Consider the following 17455-nt stretch of genomic DNA (forward strand, 5'->3'; position numbering starts at 1 on the left):
TTACATCCCAATCAGTTCGTGAGTTGGCTTGTACCAGTCATCATCGACCGGCACCAGCTTGGTTTCTGGGGTCGCTTTGATGAACAGCTTCGGGTTCTTGGCGCCTTCAGGGGAGAAGAGGTCTTTATCATTGTTGAATTGCTTGGAGAAAAAGAGCTTCTTGAGCTTTGCGACTGTGGCTTTGTCTAAGGCCTTGGTGTTAACGGCCCAAGGTTCGCGTTGTACCGGCAGTACGGCGATGGCCGTAGATTTCTTGCCGGCTAAGCCTTGGAAAGGTTCTGGGGCGTTGTTTTTGACGGTGAATTCAGAGCCGGCATGGTCATAATCGCCTTTAGTCACATCCAAATATGGGCGCAAGTCGGTATCATCAAACGCTGCGGCATCCACGTCGCCTTTGAATAAGTTGACGGCACTGCCTTGGTGCGATCCGCCGTACATCACTTTAGAGAAGTACTTGCCAGGCTTTTCTAATTGGTGCGTGTCCTTGACGCCAAATGCGCGGCTCAAGCTGGCACTCGGGATCACGAAGCCAGAAGTCGAGGTGTTGGAAACAAAGCTGAAGCGGCCGCCTTTGAGCTTGGCAACATTGTATTTGTCACCGACTTTGTATTGCGCCGCTTTGTCTGTTGGGACCATTAAGTATGAGCGGTATGACGCGCCTTCTAAGGTGCCTTTAGGGCCAGAGATCGCCGCGATCGGCACCACGTTTTTGTTGAGTTTGTGGGCGTGGATATACCCGCTGGCGCCAAAGGTGGCCAGTTGGGCTTTACCAGAAGCTAAGGCTTGGATGGCCACGTTATAGTCAGTCGTCGTTTGCATCTTGACCGTGCGCCCAGTGGCTTTTTCAAGCTGCTTTTGCAAGGCTTTACGCGAAGGGGCGAAGGATTTGGCACTTTCATTGGGATAAAATACCATGGTCAAAGGTTTCTTGTCTTCAGCAGCAGCCTTTTTCGTTGAGCAGCCGGCTAAAACCCCGGTGGTCAATAATGCGAGTGCCGCAAGGGCGAGTGGTGACTTTTTCATGATCAATCTCCTTTTGGTGTCTGTTTTCTGGAACAATCCCTACGATACCTGCCGGTTGTAAAAAAACGCCCCACCGTCTGTATCGATTCGGTGAGGCTTTGGTTTAGGCTGTAAATTTAATCGATTTGCTTATAAAACCGCCAGTTTGTGGTGAGGCTTGCCCGTGGACACAAAAAAACGCCACCTCCGAACTCGGAGGCGGCGCGCATGAAATGACGAATTTAGTGTTGCGTGGCAGATTACGGACCACATCTATAGCTTACCACGAACCCGAAAGCGTGTCGTCATTTTCTGAAAAGATAATACGAATATCAAAACTGTAATGAAAAGACTAGGCTTCTGCATTCAAGATCAAATGCTCATTGACGAAAGCATCCAAGCCCAGTTGATATAATTCCCGGCCGTAACCGGAATTCTTAACGCCGCCAAATGGCAGTTCTGGGGCGGTGATCCAAGCACGGTTGATCGTAGTCATCCCGGCTTCGATTTGGCGCGCGACAGCATCGGCGTGTTCAGGGTCTTTAGAAAAGACGGTAGAGCCTAAGCCATAGCTGGAATCATTGGCCAAAGCGATCGCTTCGGCTTCGGTGTTGGCTTTATAGATTGCCGCAACTGGGCCGAACATTTCTTGATTGTAGGCCGGATTGTCTTTGGTGATGTCCGTTAAGATCGTGGCTGGGAAGAATTGCCCGGGCAAGTCGACGGGTTCGTTGCCGTAAGCGACCGTGGCACCTGCAGCGACGGCATCGGCAACTTGCTTTTCCAACTTTGTCTTGGCACTGGCAGAAGACAGCGGCGCCAAGGTGGTATTGCGATCCAGCGGGTCACCAGGGCGGACCTTAGCGAATTCAGTCTTCATGAAGTCGACGAATTCGTCATACTTGTCTGCCATGACGATGAAGCGCTTGGAAGCCGAGCAAACTTGGCCGGCGTTGAATAAGCGCGCATCGACGGCTAAGGCTTTGACTTTGTCCCAATCAGCATCATCTAAAATGATGAAGGCATCGTTGCCGCCTAGTTCCATCGTCGACTTCTTCAAGTTGGCCCCGGCTTCTTGCGCCACGGCAGCCCCGCCGCGTTCAGAACCGGTTAAAGCGACTCCGGCAACGCGCGGATCGGCAATGGCTGCACTGACTTGATCATAGCTGATGAACAAGTTGGTCAAACTGCCTTCAGGCGCGCCAGCACGAGCGACGATGTCAGCAAAAGCAGCGGCACAACTAGGAGTGTTAGACGCGTGCTTTAAGATCATTGGGTTGCCGACGATGTAATTTGGCGCAAAGACACGCATGATCTGATAATATGGGAAGTTCCATGGTTCGACCATCACCAAAACGCCGACGGCTTGTTTGATGTAATAGGCTTTGCCAGCATCTGTCGGCAAAGGCGTTGGGGCTAAGAATTCGGCACCATGATCGGCAAAGTAATCAGCGATATCGGCACAAAGATCGACTTCGGCTTCTGCTTCACCGATCAGCTTGCCCATTTCTTTGGTAATGGTTTCCGCCAGCGGCGTCTTTTCTGCCCGCATCAATTCTGCGACTTTGTGCAAGACCGGCTGGCGGCTGGCTGGGGTTTCTTGCCGCCACTGTTGATACAACTTGTGGCCGGTGGCCAAAGCGGCTTCCAGGTCAGCATCTGTTGCGTTAGGATAGGTCTTCAATGTTTCATTAGTATAGGGGTTAATGGTTTTATAAGCCATGAACGATTCCTCCTTGGGCGATCCGGCCTTGCGCCGGATCAAAGATGATTGCGGTTACAAGGACATTGTAACGCAATTGGTACCCTTTTTGGGGCGAAATGACTTAAAAACTGGCAATATCACGGAAATTAACTTATTCACAAATGCCCACAGCAAGCGTTTTCTTTGGTACACTGGGAACAAATGGAGGCATGAGGGTATGATTAAAATTTGGTTAATAACGCTCGGCGAGACGTTATTGATCGTCGTCAGCGGCGGGGCGCTGACGACGTGGGCGTTTTATGCGGTGCAAAGTCATTGGGGCGATCATGCCGTGATCGCGGCGGCTTTTCCTTGGCTGTATGTATTTGGGGCGGCTTATTGGCTGGCGGTCGGCTTATTTGTGTCGCGGGTGTGTTGGGTGCTGTTGTTATTTGATGCGTATGTGCGCTGGTTTGATTTGTCTCCTAGCCGCTTGGCAGCGATCATGCACGAGCCGATCACGGCATTTTGTTATGATCAGCATCAACATATTCACTTTGCCGAGGATAGCTTTAAAATCCACCAGGCCCTGTTAGCCGACTTGCGGCAGCATTTTGGGCCGTTGCCAAACACCCATGAATGACCCCAACCACGCGCGCATTTATGCCAAAAACGCGACTAGACGCACAGGTCTGGTCGCGTTTTTTTGATGCCTATCAGTAGTGTTTAACGGCAGCGGCCGCTTGGAGTTTGGCGATTACCGCTTGGCCTGGGGCACTGTTGAAAAAGGCGTAAGTCGTTTCTGGGACCCAAGGGCGGATCTTTTCCAGCTGCCCATCATGCAAGGCTTGGCGGATCGCCGAAGCGCTGATCGGTTGGCCGGCTTGCGTCAAGCGCGGCACCACGCTTAAGGCGATCCCGTGTTGAGGCAGGGTTTGTTTTAAGACGTCATTATACATGCTGGTGACGGTACTGGTGGGTTCGGTGCCGACATAGCGGCGAGAGATTCCTAAGGTGTGCGCGATTTGAATAAACAGTGCCGTGTCTAATTGCGCTTGGGTGCGGATCACCACGGCGGGTGCTTTTAAAAAGTAACTTGGAAATGTCGCACTGGAAATCAGATAATCCCCGGTATCATGCGGGATCACGTTGGGCAGATCGGCGATGCCTGCCAAGATCAATTGTTTGCGCACCGCGTAAGGGATGAAGCTGGCGGCATCAGACACCATGAACAGATGCACCACGGCATTGGCTTTGGCGGCTTGCGCCAGCAAATACCGATGGCCATTGGAAAATGGGTTGGCATTCATGATGATCGCCGCAGCCGGCCGCTTGGGACTGGCGGTGAGCGCTTGGCAATATTGGGCAAAGCCGTCGCGGCGGTTTTCTAAGAAGACTAATTGATCGGCTACCCGGGCGATTTCATGAAAGCCCAAATCGGCAAAGTGCTTGGCGGCTTTGACTTTGGTGTACACAAACAAATGCGTATATCCGCGGCTTTGGGCCGTTGCGATCAAATGCGACACCAGCAGGTTCATGAGGCCTTCGCCTTGATGCGCGCTGCTAACGGCGACGCAGCGCAAGGTGTTCTTGAAAAGACTGCCAGAAGCCAGGATCGAATCATTTTGCATCACCGCACAGGTATAGTCCAGATGAGGGTCGCGCTTGATGCCTTCAGCGGCTAATAAACCATCGACTAGGGCTAACCCGGCTTGGTCGGTCGGGTAGATCGTGATAATTTCTGGCGGCATCGCACTCACTCCTTTGTAGTCAAGGTTTGCAGGAAAGCTTGCAGCTGCGGCTGGGCAGCCAGCGCACTAGGCAGCATCACATAAGTGGCACGTTGAAACGGTTCGCCATTGGCAAAATGTGCCGGCGTGATGCTGCCGGTAAAGCGGCCTAAGGCGATCTCTGGGACCAACGCCCAGCCGCGCCCGCGCTGCACCAGCGCCACGCAAGTCGTTAAGTCATCGACATATTGAACCGGGGCAGCGTGAGTGAGGCCTTGTTCTTTGAACCATTGGTTGATTTGATGCACCATCGGCAAGTCGGTTTTGCGGCCAATGTAAGGCAAGTCAGAAGCGGCATGCGGCGGCTTGATCACGCAGATCGCTTCGCGCTGCAAGAGGACTTTGACTCCAGGCCAGGCAAAATTGCCGCGTAAGATCGCCATTTCTAAATTGCCTGCTAATAACTGCTGATACAAGGCGCGCGAATCGCCGCTGGTGACATGCACGGCCACTTGCGGGTAAGCGGCCATGAACTCGGCCAACACATCCGGCAAAGCGTAGTGGGCGTAATTGATCGAAACGCCTAAGCGAATATGGCCGGCGATCACGTGCTTGGCTAGGGCTAACTCCCGATGCATTTCGCTGAGTTCATGTTGCGCGGCTTGGATCCGGCGAATCGCGATATCTCCGGCAGCGGTCAAATGGATCCCTTTGCGATCGCGGATGAACAAGGTCGTACCCAGCTGGTTTTCGATGGCGATCAGCCGCTTGGAAAGCGACGATTGCGACTGATAAAGCCGTTCTGCGGCATGGGTGATGTTTAAAGTCTGCGCCAAGGTCAGCAATAAGGTGAAATCGTGTTCATCCACGGCTCATCATTCCTTTCGTTCATAGCTTAAATGCAGTATACCGCATTTTGGCCCTGATTTTGGTGCTTGGGGTATGCCAAATCAGCGTGGTGGGCAATGCATTTTCGGACTTTTACTTCCGGCTTAAGGCGTTGTTAGATGAAAGTGGCTCAAGAAGGAGGAAATCACATGCAAATCAAACATGAAGCCATCGCTGGTACCTTGGAGTCCAGTGATGCCCAAGTCACCGTGCGCCCAGCGCCAGAATTATCGTTGCACATCTCCAGCAGTGTGTTGAATCAATATGGCCGCCAGATCAAGGCCGTCGCCGAACAAACTTTAAAACGGCTGGCAGTCGAGCGCGGGACCATTGAGATCGTAGATAAAGGGGCGTTGGATTGTACCTTAAAAGCCCGCATCGAAGCAGCCATTTATCGCAGCGCGGACCAAAGCGCCGCCGGTATTGCTTGGGAGGTGTTGGCATGATCAACAGACCGACTCCTAAAAAAGTGCGCATTCGCCGTTCCATGATGTTCATGAATGCCCAAAAACCGAATCTCTTAAAAGATGCCTATATCTATGGTGTTGACAGCATCATCATGGATCTGGAAGATGCCGTCGCCGAAAATCAAAAAGACAGCGCGCGTTTTTCCTTATTCAACACCTTAAAAAACATCGATTATGGCGATACCGAAGTGATCGTGCGGATCAACGGCTTGGACACTCCGCATTGGCAAGAAGATGTGCGCGTGTGTGTTGCCGCTGGCGTGGATGGGATCCGCATCGCTAAATGTGAAAGTGCCGATGATGTTCGCACCGTCGAAAAAGCCGTTGCCGCAGCCGAAGCAGAGTTTGGCGTCGAATCCGGTCGGACGCTATTGATGGCGGCGTTAGAAAGCCCGATCGGGATCATGCATGCCTACGAGATCTGTACCGCCTCCACGCGATTGTTTGGCGTCGCGATTTCTGCAGGCGACTTGCGCAAGAGCTTGCATGTCAAAAGCGAACCTGGCGGCGTGGAAATGTTTACGGCCCGTTCGCAAGTGGTGATGGCTGCGCGGGCGGCGGGGGTGCAGTGTTTTGATACGATGTGGCCGAACTTAGACGATGAAGCCGGCTTTGAAGCGGAAACCATTCAAGCCCGCCAGTTGGGCTTTGACGGCAAGAGCTTGATCAATCCGCGCCAAATCGCCTTTGTGCATCAAACTTTTGCCCCAACCAAAGCCGAGATCGCTTATGCCGAAAAACTGATCCGGTCTTTCAACGCGCAACAAGATTCTGGGATCGGGGTCTACACCGTCGACGGCAAACTGGTGGATGTCCCGTTTTTCGATGATGCGCGGCGCGTTTTAGCCCAAGCAAAAGCGATCGGCATCTATCATGGAGAGCTATGAGGAGGAGAGTAAATGTTAAATGCAGTGAAACGTGACATCCCAGAGGCGCTATTGGCAGGGCGCACTGGGTATCAAGGCAAGTATGCCAAAGACGGTCAAAGCCTGCACAAAGCCGCGCCGACGATCACCCAAGCGCTTAAACCGCAAAAAAGCAAGTTGGCTGACTCGCTGAAGGCGGCTTGTGAAGCATGTGGGGCGCATGATGGGATGACGTTTTCGTTCCATACTGAATATCGCAATGGCGACAAGGTGGCGGCAATGGCGGCCAAAGTCTTGATCGAAGACCTCGGCCTTAAAGACATTACCGTGGCCGCCACGTCTTTGGGGGATGCGCAAGCCAACATGGCCCAATATATCAAAAACGGTCAAATCACCGGCGTGCAAACCAGCGGGGTGCGCGGGGTGATCGGCGAGGCGATTTCTGCCGGCGAATTGCAAACGCCGGCGATCATTCGCAGCCATGGCGGCCGGCCCCGGGCGATCGCAGCGGGTGAGGTGCATATTGACATCGCCTTTTTAGCCGCGGCTTCTAGCGATGCATTTGGCAACGCCAGCGGCATCCGTGGGAAAAACAACTGCGGCTCGATGGGATTTGCCATCGATGACGCCCATTATGCCGATCATGTGATCGTGGTCACCGATACCTTAGTGGATTTTCCCAATGTTCCTGCTGCCATCAACGGCGTGGATGTGGATGCGGTGTGCGTGGTCGATCAAGTCGGCGATCCCAGCAAGATCGCGACTAAAGAAGCGCGCATGACTCAAGACCCGCGGGAATTGATGATGGCCCAAGCGGTGGCGAAAGTCATCGCCGCCAGTCCGGATTTTAAAGACGGCTTTTCATTTCAAACCGGCGTCGGCGGCCCGTCTTTGGCGGTGAATCGCTATTTGGAACAATACATGACCCAACGGCAGATCAAAATGAGTTTTGCCTTAGGCGGCACCAGCAAGGCGATTTGTGACTTGCAAGACAAAGGCTTGGTCAACTACATCTTAGATACCCAAGATTTTGATCAAGGGGCGGTGGCACATTTTGCCACGCATCCCAACCACTTAGAATGCAGTCTGGATCAATACGCCAGCCCGGCCAACAAAGGGGCTTTCGTCAACAACTTGGATTTTGTCGTGTTGTCAGCGCTGGAAGTGGATGTGGACTTTAACGTCAACGTCGTCACTGGCTCTGACGGGGTCTTGCGCGGGGCGCCAGGCGGCCATCCGGATACCGCCGCCGGGTCCAAGTGTTGTATCATCGTGACGCCTTTGACGCGCGGGCGGATGCCAACGGTGTGCGATGCCGTCGTTACCGTCACCACCCCAGGCGACAGTGTGGATGTGGTGGTGACCGATTATGGCATCGCGGTCAATCCGCAGCGCCAAGATATCATTGCCCAACTCGATGCGGCCAATATCGCGCACACGACGATCGAAGCCTTGCGGGATAAAGCCTATGCGCTCGTCGGCACCCCAGCGCCGCTGGAATGGCAAAAGCGAGTCGTTGCGGTGGTCGAAGGCCGTGATGGCTCGATCGTGGATGTGGTGCGGCAAGTCAAGCCATTTGCGTTTTAACGCCAACCAAGACGCTGAGTTGAGCGGGTGCATCAAAAAAACACCCCAGCGCCGCGATTTCTATGAATCGCGGCGCCAGGGTGTTTTAGTGTGCAGGCAGTTATGCCCAGTAAGCTTCAGCGAGCTTGCGGCCTTGATCGATCTTTGCCCATTCTTGTGCGGGACTTAATTCATTGCCGCCATCGCAAGACGCAAAGCCGCATTGATGCGAAAGGTAGAGGTTTTCTTTGGGTAAGATCGCACTGGCTTGATCCAACAGGCGCAAGACGCGCTGTTCATCATCTAAGTCCGCGCGCTTGCTGGATAACAAGCCTAAAACCACTTCGACATTTGGCCGGTCTTGCAAGGCTTTTAAGGCCGAGATGTCGCCGGCGCGTTCGTCATCCCATTCCAAGAAGAACCGGTCGTAGTGCTGATCTTTCAAGAATTTCGTGGCGATCGCCGCGTAGCTGCCGCCAGCAGCGTGCCGCGAAGCGTAGTTGCCGCGGCAGTTATGCGTCCAGACTTTTAAGCCCAGTTCATGACCGTAATCACAAACCGCATTGTTGATAGCGACGAATTCATCGGCCATGGCCGCCACGCCGCCGTTACCTTCTGCAAAGAAGCTTTGGTCGTTGTCATCGGCAAATAATTCCCACAGGCAATCGTCAAATTGAATGATCTCTCCGCCGGCGTCTTTGTAATCGCGCAAGAATTCTTTGTAAGCATTGATCAAGCCAGCTTTAAGATCCGCTGCGGTTTGATATACTTGGTCTTCCCCGTAAAGATGGTCGAAGACGGCTAATTCAGTATAGGCATGCGCTGCGCCCCAGACCGTGGTTTTCACCGGGGTGTCGCCAGCTTGGGCTTTGAGGGTCTTGAAAATATCGATGAAGTGATGATTGTTACCAGACAGCGGCGCGGTGATCTTCAAGGCGATATCTTGGCGCGTTTCAAAATGACCACCGTCATGGTGTTCAAAAGTGTAGCCGTGATCGGCGATGTGGCGCTCAATGCCGCCAAAGCCCCAAATAAAGTCCAGATGCCACATCGACTTGGAATATTCGCCGTCGGTCAAAACATCGATGCCATGGGCTTTTTCTTCGCTGATCACTTGGGTAATGGCTTGGCTTTCCGTGTCTTGGTAGCCGGCAAAATCTTGATAAAACGGGTATTGAATATCTTCACGGTGTTCGATTTGATCCTTATAAGCGAGCAAGTTGCGCGGGCGAAGCAAGGAACCGACGAGTTGGAAACGAGATTGAGTCATGGATGTGTCCTCCGAATAAGTTGATGAGATCAGTCTAACAGTTTGATGATAAAATAGATAATACGTATTAATTAGATGCTATAATAGGCAAAACCTATAAGGAGGTTCCTATGCGCATCCAACAACTCGAATACCTAGAAAAAATCGCCGCCACCGGGTCGATCAATGAAGCGGCCAAGCAGCTGTTTATCAGCCAACCGTCGCTGTCGCAAGCGATGAAAGCACTCGAAAAAGAATATCACTTGCAGCTGTTTTACCGCAGCAAAGTCGGGATCACTTTAACGGATGCCGGGCGGGAGTTTATCAACTATTCGCGCGGGGTATTGGATCAAGTCAACTTGCTCAATGAGCATTTTCGCCAAGATACCGTGCGCAAACAAAGCTTTAGCGTCTCGGCGCAGCATTATGCTTTTGTGGTGCATGCCTTCGTCCAGCTGGTCAAAGAAATCGGCGGCGAAGAGTATCAATTCACCTTGCGCGAGACCCAGACGCAAAACGTCTTGGATGACATTCAACACTTTAAATCAGAAATTGGCGTCACTTACCTTAACAGTTTTAACGAAACCGTGATGCGCCGGTTGATCGCCGAAAAAGACTTAACATTCACGCCGCTATTCACCGCTTTGCCGCATGTGTTTGTCGGCCGTGATAATCCGCTCACTAAAAAAGCCCGCCTGACCTTGGCGGACCTGGCGCCGTATCCGTATTTGTCTTATGAGCAAGGGGACACGAATTCATTTTATTTTGCCGAAGAGATCTTGAGTACCTTGCCGCATCAAAAACACATTCAGATCTCAGATCGCGCGACGATTTTTAATTTAATGGTCGGCTTGGACGGCTATACGATTTCCAGCGGGATCATTTCCAGTGAGCTCAACGATGAAAAAATCGTGGCGATCCCGCTGGATGTCGATGATTCCATGACCTTAGGCTACTTGCGGCATAAGAAGATCGAGTTAAGCGCTACCGCCAAGCGCTACTTAGGGTTGTTAAAAGCCCACATTCGCAACTATGGGTTTACCGTGGCGGATTAACCAGACACCGTGCAGCTTTTCCCAAAGCGGCTTTGCAGTACTCACTGGGCACCAAAAAAGCGCCGAGCAGCCGAAATTTTCGACTGCTTAGCGCTTTTTTGGTGCACGTTTGCGTTAGTTGTTGACGCGGTGTTCGACCCAGCGCGATAACCAAGTCAATAAGGTGATAATGATCAAATAGATCAAGGCGACCATCGTCCAGATCTTGAAGCCTTCCATGTTGCGGGCAATGATGATCTTCCCAGTTTGGGTAAGTTCCATCAAGCCGATGACACTTAAAATCGAAGTATCCTTCAAGGTGATGATGAATTGGTTGATGAAACTGGGGATCATGATCTTCAACCCTTGCGGCAAGATCACGTATCGCATCGCCTTGCGCCATGGCAGCCCTAAGCTGCGGGCGGCTTCCATTTGGCCGATCTCGACGGCATCGATGCCGCCTTTGACAAAGGCCGCAGTATAAGCCCCTTCATTCAAGGTCAAAGTGACGATCCCGGCGATGAACGCAGGGATCTTGGTGCCGGTCAAACTCGGGATCCCGGTGTAGACGAACAAGGCTAAGACCAGCAAGGGCAAGCCGCGGAAAATATACACGAAAGTCGTTGAAACCCCGCGGGCCAAGCGATTGGGCATCATGCCCAACAAGCCGATCAACACCCCGACGATCGTGGCACAAACGATCGCCACGACTGTCAGATACAAGGTCTCTTTCAAGCCGTCTAACAACGTCGTGCGGTTTTCTTTCAAAAGGCCGAAGAAGCTGCGATCACTTTCTTGCGTCTTGGCATTTTTCTTTTGTTGCGACGCCACAGTGCCATTGCCTAGATATTTGGCGACGATCTTGTCATAAGTGCCGTCTGCTTTGACTTTTTTGATCCCAGCGTTGATCTTGGCCAGCAAGTCGTCGTTGCGGCCCTTGTTCAAGGCGATGCCATAATACTTGACGGTTTCTGGCTTGGCGACGATCTGCAGCTTCATGCCAGTGGCGATGGAATATTGCAAGACTGGCTGATCATCGAAGCAGGCAACGGAATTGCCGGTGATCACATCTTGATACATGTTGTTGGAATCGTCGAAGGTAACGGTGGTGAAGCCATATTTTTTCTGGATGCTGGTGGCGTAATCAGCCGCCGCCGTCCCGGTTTTGATGGCCACGCGTTTGCCGCGCAGATCCTTAAGGCTATGGATATTGGAGCCTTTTTTCACCGCAGCTACAGGACCAGTCGGATAATACGGCTTAGACATGGCAAACTTCTGCTGCCGTTCTGGGGTGATCGTCATCCCGGCGATGACCCCGTCGATCTGCTTGGCTTCCAGCGCTTGGACTGCGGCGTTGAATCCGACTGGCTTCACCGTGGCCTTGAAGCCTTCAGCCTTGCCGATCGCATGGATCAAGTCGATATCGATGCCGACATACTTATTATTCTTGTCCGCAAATTCAAACGGCGCATAACCCACATCGGTGTAAAAGGTATACGTCTTTTCAGCCGCTTGAGTTGGAGTGGGTTGGGCAAACACCGCGGTGAAAAGCGTCGCGAGCCCAACCATGAGTGCGAGTATTAGTGCTGGTTTCTTTTTCATATGATTGCTCCCTGGAGACTGTGAATTTGGAGTGACTCCTGCCTCGCAGTATTAAGAATAGATGAATGTTGCCGGGGTGTCCACATTTTCTGTAAGCTAACCGGACATGGATGGGAGCAGGGATAGAAAATATGCGGTTTGGTGCAAACAATAGTTGGGTTACGGGAAAACGATTTTATGATGAGAACCAAATAATTGGTTGGCCAAGATTATCTTAAAAATCAACTTGTTATATAATGAATACATCGTCATTATCAAGATGAGGTGAGGACGATGTTGACAATTTCGCGTTTTATTTATTTACTGCTGGCAGGAATCGCTGCAGGATTGTTGAGTACGACAGTAGGATTGGCGTCGCTGGTTTCTTATCCAGCCTTGCTAGCCATTGGGATTCCCGCTATCAATGCTAATGTGACCAACACGGCGGCGCTGATTTTTACCGGTTTAGGGTCTTCTTTGTCATCGTTTAAAGAGTTGCGGCAGTACCGGCAGTTGATGTGGCGAGTCACGGTTTGGTCACTTTGTGGCGGGATCTTAGGCAGTCTATTATTGGTCGCTTTGCCGGCTGACTCCTTTGAACGCGTGGTGCCTTTTCTGGTTGCAATGGCAGGGGTTTTGATGCTTTGGGGCAAAAAACCTGATCAAGACACCGTGAAAGTTGAGGCCGATGGTCCAGGCAGCCGGTGGTTAAAGCGGATCGCGATTTTAGGGGTTGGATTATACATCGGCTACTTCGGCGCCTCTGCGGGCTTGATGATGCTGGCTATTTTGACGATCACGCTGCCGACTTCGTTAGGCGTGACGAATGCGCTCAAGAATTTTGCGATTTTTGCGGCAAATTTAATGGCCGTGGTGATTTATTCATTGACCGTCAAGATCTATTGGCTGTTGGTGATTCCATTGGGGATCGGATTCTTTATCGGTGGGTATATCGGGCCCATGGTGATGAAGAAGATCCCGACAAAGATCTTAAAAGTGATCATTGCCATTGCGGCTTGGGGATTATCGATATATTTATTTAAACGGGCATATTGACATATTTGAGGGGGCATCTACGGTGAAAAATGGTGATAAGTATCAAGAAAAAATCAATGTCGCCTATGATGTGTTGACTTATAAGATCGGCAGTTATCATTATAATTGGCATCATGAAATCGAGCTGTTGTGGTTGCTGACCGGTGAGATCGAAGTCAATGTCGAAGGCGATCGCCATCATCTTTTTGCCAATGATATGATCGTGATCAACTCCAACAAAGGCCATGCAACGTTTGCCCTGCAAGTGAATAGTGTCGCAGTGCGGTTGCATATTGCGCCTAGTTTTTTCATCAGCCAAGGCGCGCAGATCGGCAAAGGCCAGATCCATTTGGAGACAACACAACAAAAAAATTCCCCCGTATTTGCCCAGTTGCGCGCTTATTTGTCACAATTGACACTGTCAACGACGCGATTGCAGCAATCAGCGGCGGTTTATCAAATCGCTGCCAGCTTGTATACGAACTTCTTCAGCGCCGGAGCAGAGACCTTCGAGTTCGCGCAAGATAATCCCGTTTTAAAACGCGCCACTGAGTACATCTCGCGCCATTATGCCGATGATCTGCGACTTGATCAGTTAGCGCAACGCTATAATTATTCGAGTGCGTATCTTTCGCGGTTGTTTAAAAATGAACTTGGGATCAACTTCTACGAATTCTTGGTCCGCTGCCGGTTGCAACATGCGGTGTTTGATTTGACCCATTCTAATGATCTGATCGTCGATATCGCTTATCAAAACGGCTTTCATGAAGTTAAAGCATTTAACACGATGTTTAAAAAGCACTTTGGCAAGACGCCTTCTGCCTATCGCCAAAGCATTACGCCTGAGGTGCTTGCAGAAGATCATGGCTTTAAGCAAGCCCTGTCACCAGCGGATCAAGTTGCCGTGCAAGCCGCCTTTAAACAGCAATTGGCACAACAGCGGACGCCTTGTGATGAATGTACGTTCCATCAAGATGCGCTTCGCTGTCACGACTTAGTGACAACATTGCGGCCATTGCTTAATCGCAAAAATTGACTATAGGCAACGTTTGACATCTTGCCATTGTGAAACATTCCACTATTGCTCAAAATACTCGCTAACCACGAGTATTTTTTTGTCTAAAATCGAGACAGCGCTTTCAATTTTACCCTCGATCAGTTGATTTTCCGTGCTTTAATCGTGGTGACTAAGGGTTAGATGAATCATGGCACAACTGTGATACTAAGGGCATCAACAACAAGGAGGCACCATCATGGTTGTGAAATATCAATATGCAGAACCGACCTTCTCAGCGAAGGGCACCCAAATGAGAGATATCTTGGCCAATTATATTGCCGTTGTCAGTCGGCGCTTGCCAGACGATGTAACCAGCAAGCTTAAGGAATTAGCAAAAGTGGAAGTCGATCCATTGCAGGAACTGATCTATGACACGATGAAAGAAAATCAGTTGCTCGCTGAAAAAATGAAGCGGCCCAGCTGTCAAGATACTGGCGCACTGCAGTTCTTTGTTAAAGTCGGCGCAAAGTTCCCGTTGTTGGCAGAACTCAATGATATTTTGAAGTCAGCCGTTTATCGGGCCACCAAGGAAGCCCCTTTGCGGCATAATGCCGTTGAGACGTTTGACGAATATAATACCGGCCTCAATATTGGTAACGGCATTCCATCCGTATTCGTAGATCTGGACGGGGATTCTGATCGTTGTGAGATGTATGTCTATATGGCCGGCGGTGGCTGCACGCTGCCTGGTGAAGCGATGGTATTGATGCCAGGCCAAGGTTATGAAGGCGTGGTCCGGTTCGTCATGGATCGCATGACCAGTTATGGGATCAACGCTTGCCCGCCATTATTGGTCGGTGTCGGCGTGGCCACTTCTGTTGAAACCGCGGCGATGAATTCCAAGCTGGCTTTGATGCGGCGGGTCGACTCGGTTTCCCCAAATGCTAATGCAGCGAAGTTGGAACATTTGTTAGAAGACGGCATCAATAACATTGGCTTAGGCCCTCAGGGGGTTGGTGGCCGCAAGTCCGTCATGGGTGTCAACGTGGTCAATACGGCGCGGCATCCATCGACGATCGGTGTTGCAGTATCTACAGGCTGCTGGTCCCATCGTCGCGGGTTGATCAATTTTGATGCAGACCTGAACTATGACTTACCTTATAACAAAGGAGTAGAACTATGAAAACATGGCATTTAACCACCCCGATTGAAGATGCAGATATTGATGACATTCGCATTGGTGACATTGTGTACTTGGAAGGGACTTTGGTCACCTGCCGTGACGTGGCGCACCGCCGGCTAGTCGAAGAACACCGGCCGCTGCCTGTCGACGTTGCTAAAAAAGCGATCTTGCATGCTGGCCCGATCATTCGCGATCTTGGCAATGATCAGTATGAAATGGTTGCCGTTGGGCCTACCACAAGCATGCGGATGGAAAAGTTTGAAGAAGAGTTCATCAAGCAAACCGGCGTTAAGCTGATCGTTGGTAAAGGCGGCATGGGTCCAGGAACTGAAGCCGGCTGTAAGAAATATCATGCCTTGCATCTGGTTTACCCTGCCGGCAACGCCGTGTTCGCTGCGACTAAAGTTGAAAAAATCGTTGATGCCCAGTGGAAAGACTTAGGCATGCCAGAGACGCTTTGGGTATGTAAAGTGAAAGACTATGGCCCTTTAATCGTTTCGATCGACACGCAAGGCAATAATTTGTTTGAACAGAAAAAAGTTGAATATAACCGGCGCAAGGAAGAAGAAATCGCAATAATCAACAAAGAGGTCAAGTTCATCAAATAGTGATCAATATGGAGAAGGCTTATGATTATTGCATTAGCATTGCTGATGATTATCAGCTTTATATGGTTGTTATCCAAAAATAAATTATCCATCCTAGGCGCTTTAGTCATCGTGCCGCTTGTTTTTGGTGTCATTATCGTGCTCTTTACGAGTGCGACGTTTGGTGACATGTTTAAGTGGATCACCGATGCACTGTTTTATTCGGTCGATAGCAAGACTGGCGATGTCAGTTTAGGCGTGGTTTCACCAGGCTTGTTGATCTTATTTGCGGTCATGTATTTTGACCTGATGTTAGACGTTGGGCTTTTTGATCCGTTATGCTGTTTCTTCATTCGCAAGGCCAAAGGCGACCCGCTGAAGGTCACCATGGCCACGGTGTTGACTGCCACTGTTGTGACCATGAATGGGGATACGACCACGACGATCATCATCTGTGTCGCAGCGTTTCTTGAGCTGTATCGCTCCTTGCACATGAGCTTATTGTATTTGGCTATTTTGATCGTAACGCCTATCGGGATCTTTAATCAATTGCCTTGGGGCGGGCCAACGATCTCTAATGCCACGGCGTTAGGGGTTTCGGTGAATGGCTTGTTCAAGTCATTACTGCCAGGGATGTTAGCCGCTGAAGTATTTGCGATCGGCTTAGCTTGGTATTTTGGTCGTAAAGAACGGCGTCGGCTTGAATGGGATGCCAGTGGCGCCGGCGGTCCAGACAAGGCCATGCTGGAGCGCATGCAAGACGCGATCCGCAACAAGAATCCTGAATTGAAGCGGCCAAAGATGTATGCGTTCAACCTGATTTTAACTTTTGGGATCTTATATCTGCTGATCGTTGGGGCTGCTCATGGGGCTATCTTGTTCATGATCGGCACAGCGTTAGTGGTCACCTTGAATTATCGCGAAGTGAGTTTGATCAATGAACGGTTAGATGCGGTGGCTGCAGATGCACTGGGACCAGCGTTGGCATCATTTGGTGCTGGGGTATTTTCCGGTGTTTTGACCGGATCAGGGATGGCGACCGGACTTGCGCAAGGGATCACTGCCATTATTCCAGCATCTTTGGGGAGTCACATGGCACCGATCTATTCCATCATTTCTGCCCCTGCAATTTGCTTCTTGCCGCAAGATGCGTTTTACTTTGGGATCGCCAAAGTCGTGGCCAATGTCATGAACAACTTTGGGATCACGCAAATGCAAGCCGCTGTGGCTTCGATGGTCGGGCAGTCATTCCGATTGATCTCGCCAGTCATCCCAGCATTGTATATGTTGACGGATCAAACTGAGTTGAATTTCGTCGATTTTCAAAAGAAGTATGTCAAGTATTGTTGGCCGATCCTGTTCATTTACATCATCGTTTATGCCATCACAGGAATGTTGCCAATTTGACGATTGAAGCATGATGATCTGCGTATTGTTAGTGAGAGCCAATCAACAAATGAGGCGAAAAGCTGAAGGTTGGTTGGCTTTTCATGTTGATGCCAACCATCAGCGCAAAGGAGGCATAGGATGTTCCGTTTTTTTAAGAAAAAGCAACCGGCGGCGCCTGTTGAGGCACCGAAACCGGC

General features: G+C 50.8%; 17 protein-coding genes. 10 read left to right on the top strand and 7 right to left on the bottom strand.

Annotated elements, in window-relative coordinates; genetic code table 11:
- Together EKM91_RS11370 and EKM91_RS11375 are read right to left on the bottom strand one after the other, a co-directional pair.
- Entirely contained in the window at positions 1 to 1023 is a 1023-nt protein-coding gene (locus tag EKM91_RS11370; protein ID WP_125754040.1) for a phosphate/phosphite/phosphonate ABC transporter substrate-binding protein, read from the bottom strand.
- Between the two features lie 331 nt (positions 1024 to 1354).
- Entirely contained in the window at positions 1355 to 2725 is a 1371-nt protein-coding gene (locus tag EKM91_RS11375; RefSeq protein ID WP_125754041.1) for an NAD-dependent succinate-semialdehyde dehydrogenase, read from the bottom strand.
- A 199-nt stretch (positions 2726 to 2924) separates the two neighbouring features.
- On the opposite strand from EKM91_RS11375, the gene EKM91_RS11380 reads away from it, so the two are divergent.
- Complete coding sequence (locus EKM91_RS11380) at positions 2925 to 3329, top strand: hypothetical protein (RefSeq protein ID WP_125754042.1); 405 nt, start codon at positions 2925 to 2927, stop codon at positions 3327 to 3329.
- Positions 3330 to 3402: 73 nt separating this feature from the next.
- Here the strand turns inward: EKM91_RS11380 and citC are convergent, their stop codons facing one another.
- Both citC and EKM91_RS11390 read right to left on the bottom strand, forming a co-directional pair.
- Positions 3403 to 4437, bottom strand: coding sequence for a [citrate (pro-3S)-lyase] ligase (citC, locus tag EKM91_RS11385; protein ID WP_125754043.1), 1035 nt, complete (start codon positions 4435 to 4437; stop codon positions 3403 to 3405).
- Between the two features lie 5 nt (positions 4438 to 4442).
- Positions 4443 to 5285, bottom strand: coding sequence for a LysR family transcriptional regulator (locus EKM91_RS11390; RefSeq protein WP_125754044.1), 843 nt, complete (start codon positions 5283 to 5285; stop codon positions 4443 to 4445).
- Between the two features lie 168 nt (positions 5286 to 5453).
- Here EKM91_RS11390 and citD point away from each other — a divergent pair, with 168 nt between their 5' ends.
- Genes citD through citF form a run of 3 tightly spaced genes read left to right on the top strand, consistent with a single transcriptional unit; the run spans position 5454 to position 8224 of the window.
- A complete protein-coding gene (citD, locus tag EKM91_RS11395) occupies positions 5454 to 5750 on the top strand; it encodes a citrate lyase acyl carrier protein (RefSeq protein WP_125754045.1) in 297 nt (98 codons plus the stop codon).
- Positions 5747 to 6658 carry an HpcH/HpaI aldolase/citrate lyase family protein gene (locus EKM91_RS11400; protein WP_125754046.1) on the top strand — a complete coding sequence of 304 codons (912 nt, stop codon included), beginning with the start codon at positions 5747 to 5749 and terminating at the stop codon, positions 6656 to 6658. The genes citD and EKM91_RS11400 overlap by 4 nt, the downstream gene beginning before the upstream one ends.
- Positions 6659 to 6670: 12 nt before the next feature.
- Positions 6671 to 8224: a citrate lyase subunit alpha gene (gene citF / locus EKM91_RS11405; RefSeq protein WP_125754047.1), complete on the top strand. Its 1554-nt coding sequence runs from the start codon at positions 6671 to 6673 to the stop codon at positions 8222 to 8224.
- A gap of 100 nt (positions 8225 to 8324) precedes the next feature.
- Here citF and EKM91_RS11410 read toward each other — a convergent pair whose 3' ends face one another.
- A complete protein-coding gene (locus EKM91_RS11410) occupies positions 8325 to 9473 on the bottom strand; it encodes a cobalamin-independent methionine synthase II family protein (RefSeq protein ID WP_125754048.1) in 1149 nt (382 codons plus the stop codon).
- Between the two features lie 110 nt (positions 9474 to 9583).
- Here EKM91_RS11410 and EKM91_RS11415 point away from each other — a divergent pair, with 110 nt between their 5' ends.
- Positions 9584 to 10507 (top strand): LysR family transcriptional regulator, encoded by a 924-nt coding sequence (locus EKM91_RS11415; RefSeq protein WP_125754049.1) that lies wholly within the window; start codon positions 9584 to 9586, stop codon positions 10505 to 10507.
- A 114-nt stretch (positions 10508 to 10621) separates the two neighbouring features.
- Here EKM91_RS11415 and EKM91_RS11420 read toward each other — a convergent pair whose 3' ends face one another.
- Positions 10622 to 12055, bottom strand: coding sequence for an ABC transporter substrate-binding protein/permease (locus tag EKM91_RS11420; protein ID WP_125754055.1), 1434 nt, complete (start codon positions 12053 to 12055; stop codon positions 10622 to 10624).
- A 309-nt stretch (positions 12056 to 12364) separates the two neighbouring features.
- Here EKM91_RS11420 and EKM91_RS11425 point away from each other — a divergent pair, with 309 nt between their 5' ends.
- The 5 genes from EKM91_RS11425 to EKM91_RS11445 all read left to right on the top strand — a co-directional run bounded on the left by EKM91_RS11425 (position 12365) and on the right by EKM91_RS11445 (position 17276).
- Positions 12365 to 13123: a sulfite exporter TauE/SafE family protein gene (locus EKM91_RS11425; RefSeq protein ID WP_164508560.1), complete on the top strand. Its 759-nt coding sequence runs from the start codon at positions 12365 to 12367 to the stop codon at positions 13121 to 13123.
- 22 nt (positions 13124 to 13145) lie between these two features.
- Positions 13146 to 14138 carry an AraC family transcriptional regulator gene (locus EKM91_RS11430; protein ID WP_125754051.1) on the top strand — a complete coding sequence of 331 codons (993 nt, stop codon included), beginning with the start codon at positions 13146 to 13148 and terminating at the stop codon, positions 14136 to 14138.
- A 217-nt stretch (positions 14139 to 14355) separates the two neighbouring features.
- On the top strand, positions 14356 to 15282 hold the full coding sequence (ttdA, locus tag EKM91_RS11435; protein ID WP_125754052.1) for a L(+)-tartrate dehydratase subunit alpha: 927 nt from the start codon (positions 14356 to 14358) through the stop codon (positions 15280 to 15282).
- A complete protein-coding gene (ttdB, locus tag EKM91_RS11440) occupies positions 15279 to 15890 on the top strand; it encodes a L(+)-tartrate dehydratase subunit beta (RefSeq protein ID WP_125754053.1) in 612 nt (203 codons plus the stop codon). The genes ttdA and ttdB overlap by 4 nt, the downstream gene beginning before the upstream one ends.
- Before the next feature lie 21 nt (positions 15891 to 15911).
- Positions 15912 to 17276, top strand: coding sequence for a citrate:proton symporter (locus EKM91_RS11445; RefSeq protein ID WP_125754054.1), 1365 nt, complete (start codon positions 15912 to 15914; stop codon positions 17274 to 17276).
- On the opposite strand, the gene EKM91_RS14115 is transcribed toward EKM91_RS11445, so the two are convergent.
- A partial coding sequence (locus EKM91_RS14115) for a hypothetical protein (protein WP_225419515.1) occupies positions 17246 to 17455 on the bottom strand: 210 nt, incomplete at its 5' end. The genes EKM91_RS11445 and EKM91_RS14115 overlap by 31 nt on opposite strands.

This window comes from Lacticaseibacillus baoqingensis (assembly GCF_003946165.1).
Lineage (GTDB): Bacteria > Bacillota > Bacilli > Lactobacillales > Lactobacillaceae > Lacticaseibacillus > Lacticaseibacillus baoqingensis.